This window comes from Microbacterium sp. H6, assembly GCF_003314775.1.
Taxonomy (GTDB): Bacteria; Actinomycetota; Actinomycetes; order Actinomycetales; family Microbacteriaceae; genus Microbacterium; species Microbacterium oxydans.
The window spans coordinates 7,214-10,385 of record NZ_QOAY01000057.1 but is presented as its reverse complement, the minus strand read 5'-3'; the positions used below and the strand labels follow the sequence as shown (position 1 = coordinate 10,385).

Genomic DNA, 3,172 nt, shown 5'->3' with positions numbered 1-3,172 from the left:
GGTTTCGACGCGCGGCAGTGGGACCGGCAGCGGGACGCGCAGGGTGGCGTCGGCAGCACGGGTGGTGGCTACGGTTTGCGTTCGATGCGCGCGCGCCTGCGGGAACTCGGCGGAGGGCTCGACGTGGAGAGCGCCCCGGGAGACGGCACCGCGCTCTCGGCGCACATCCCCCTCGGCGGCACCGCTCAGGGGCGACGGAACGGAGGGGAGGGATGACCGCGGTGCGCGTGCTGCTCGTCGACGACCACCCCATCGTCCGGGCCGGCGTGCGCTCGCTGTTCGACCATCGCGATGACGTCGAGGTGGTGGGGGAAGCGGCATCCGGTGAGGAGGCCGTGGCCCTTGCGCGGCACCTGCATCCGGACGTCGTGCTGTGCGACCTGCGGCTCGGCGAGGGCATGGACGGCGTGCAGACGACCGCCGCCCTCCGCGCGCAGGAACCGGCACCCGCGGTGCTGATCCTGACGACGTTCGACCGCGACGCCGAGATCCTGGGAGCCATCGAGGCGGGAGCCGCGGGCTACCTCCTCAAGGATGTGGCGCCGGACGACATCGCGCGCGCGATCCGCCAGGCGGCGTCGGGGGCGCTTGTGCTCACCCCCGAGCTCAGCGAGAGGGTGGTGCGGGTGATGCGTGCGCCGCGGGTGCGCCTGACCGACCGGGAGCTCGAGGTGCTGCGTCTGCTCGACACCGGAGCATCCAACCGCGAGATCGCGAAGACCCTGTTCGTCACGGAGGCCACCGTGAAGACCCACCTCGTGCACGTGTTCGAGAAGCTCGGTGCCGACAGTCGCGCACGTGCCATCGCCATCGCGCACGACACCGGTCTGCTCTGAGCCGTCTGTCTGCTCTGAACGGGCTGGGTCCTCTAAGCGGCTGGGTCTTTCGAACGGCTGCGCCCTCGACGGGCCCGTTCTCAACCGTTCGATGGATCCCCGGAACGGTCACCCCGGCGAGGCTGGGATCAGACCGAAAGGATTCCGATGCGCCGCCTCTTCTCCGCCGCGTTCGCCTACATGCTCGTGGGCGTCGCCTCCGGACTCTTCTACCGAGAGTTCACCAAGATCAACGACTTCCCCGAGGGCGAGTCGACGCAGCTCGGCCTGGTGCACACGCACTTGCTCGTGCTCGGCTTCGTCGTCCTGCTGATCGTCCTGCTCCTCGAGAAAGCGTTCACGCTGTCCGAGAGCCGCCTGTTCGGCTGGTTCTTCTGGCTGTACAACGCGGGCCTCGTGCTCACGACGGCCATGATGATCTGGCACGGCAGCCTCACGGTGCTCGGCCAGGAGTCGAGCGGCATGATCGCCGGCATCGCAGGCCTCGGCCACATCCTCCTCAGCGCCGGCATGATCTTGCTGTTCCTCGCCCTCCGCAAGCGCCTGTTCGTCCCGAAGCCGGCCGTCGCCTGATTCGAAACGGGGAACCGTCAGTCCGCCTCCACCGAATCGTCGCGCAGGTGGGCGATGTGTGCCGCATGCCGCGCCAGGTGGTTCGGTGAGCGGCGCACGAACAGCCACGCCACGAACAGCACCACGAACCAGATCGGTGTCACGAGCAGCGCGGTCAACGTATCGGGCTGGGTCGTGAGCGCCCACAGGATGAACACGAAGAACGCCAGCACGACGTAGACCATGGACACGCCGCCGGGCAGCCGGAACGTCGATGCGGCGACCTTGTCCTTGCGCGTGCGCCGGTACACGAGGTAGCTGCACAGGAAGATCGTCCACACGAACATGAAGCACAGCGCCGAGACCGTGGTCACCATGTCGAAGGCCGTGCCGATGTCCTTGCCCGCATACAGCAGCACCACACCGGAGAGCAGCAGGATGCACGACAGGAACAGCGCGTTCTGCGGCACGCGGCGGCGGGAGAGGCGGGCGAACATGCGCGGGGCGTCGCCGTCCTGTGCGAGTCCGAACACCATGCGCGAGGTCGAGTAGATGCCGGAGTTGGCGCTCGACATGGCCGAGGTCAGCACCACGAGGTTCACGACGGTCGCGGCGATGCCCAGACCCGCGAGGGCGAACATCGCGATGAAGGGGCTCTCGCCTGCCACGTACTCGGTCCACGGGGTGACCGCCATCAGCACGATGAGCGCGCCCACGTAGAACAGCAGCACGCGGATCGGGATCGCGTTGATCGCCTTGGGGAGGTTGCGCTTCGGGTCCTTGGTCTCGGCCGCGGCGGTTCCCACGAGCTCGATGCCGACGAAGGCGAAAACGGCGATCTGGAACCCGGCGACGAAGCCCATGAATCCGTGCGGGAACATGCCGCCCTTGTCCCACAGGTTCGAGAAGCTCGCGGTGCCGGCGTCGTGCTGGAACCCGGTGAAGATCATCACGAGTCCGGTCACGATGAGCGCGACGATCGCGACGATCTTGATCAGCGCGAACCAGAACTCCATCTCGCCGAACGCGGCGACGGTGGGCAGGTTCAGGGCGAGCAGGACCACGATCACGAGGATGCCGGGGATCCACAGCGGGATTCCGGGGATGAGTGCGTCCGTGTAGCCGGCGATCGCGATCACGTCGGCGACTCCGGTGACCACCCAGCAGAACCAGTAGGTCCAGCCGGTGAAGAACCCCGCCCACGGGCCGAGCAGATCGCTCGCGAAGTCGCTGAACGACTTGTACTTCAGGTTCGACAGCAGCAGTTCGCCCATCGCCCGCATGACGAAGAAGAGCATGAAGCCGATGATCATGTAGACGAAGATCACGGATGGGCCCGCGACCGAGATGGTCTTGCCGCTGCCCATGAACAGTCCGGTGCCGATGGCGCCGCCGATCGCGAGCAGTTGGATGTGGCGGTTGCTCAGTGCGCGCCGCAGGTGCTGTTCCTCTCCGTCTGCGGCGACATCGCGCTCGCGTCCGGTTTCCCCCGTGTACTGCTCGGTCACTTTCTTCCTCCGGTCGTCGTCGACTGCGTCGATCCGAAGGTACCCGTCGACCGCGCGATGCTCGGAATCGAGATACGGTATTCCGTCGCGCCGAATCGATTCGATAGGCTTGTCGCACCCCCGATCAACCCCCCAGTTCTGCGAGCCGCTCCTTCATGGCCACCTCTCTCACCACGGGCCGCCCGTGGCGCGTCATCCTTGCCTTCTCCATCCCCCTTCTGCTCGGGAACGTGGTGCAGCAGCTGTACCAGTTCGCCGATGCCATCGTCGTCGGTC

The 3,172-nt window shown here is 66.9% G+C and carries 3 protein-coding genes and 1 pseudogene; 3 read left to right on the top strand and 1 reads right to left on the bottom strand.

What is annotated here, in order from left to right:
- The 3 genes and pseudogenes from DSP71_RS03530 to DSP71_RS03520 all read left to right on the top strand — a co-directional run.
- Positions 1-216: pseudogene (locus DSP71_RS03530) on the top strand (sensor histidine kinase); the annotation flags it as partial.
- Positions 213-836: a response regulator transcription factor gene (locus DSP71_RS03525; protein ID WP_046748595.1), complete on the top strand. Its 624-nt coding sequence runs from the start codon at positions 213-215 to the stop codon at positions 834-836. The pseudogene DSP71_RS03530 and the gene DSP71_RS03525, both read left to right, overlap by 4 nt.
- A 147-nt stretch (positions 837-983) precedes the next feature.
- The gene (locus DSP71_RS03520) at positions 984-1,409 is read left to right on the top strand and encodes a DUF2871 domain-containing protein (protein ID WP_046748596.1); all 426 of its coding nucleotides are present in this window, start codon (positions 984-986) and stop codon (positions 1,407-1,409) included.
- Between the two features lie 17 nt (positions 1,410-1,426).
- On the opposite strand, the gene cycA is transcribed toward DSP71_RS03520, so the two are convergent.
- Positions 1,427-2,896 carry a D-serine/D-alanine/glycine transporter gene (gene cycA, locus DSP71_RS03515; RefSeq protein WP_113680369.1) on the bottom strand — a complete coding sequence of 490 codons (1,470 nt, stop codon included), beginning with the start codon at positions 2,894-2,896 and terminating at the stop codon, positions 1,427-1,429.
- Between the last annotated feature and the right edge of the window lie 276 nt (positions 2,897-3,172).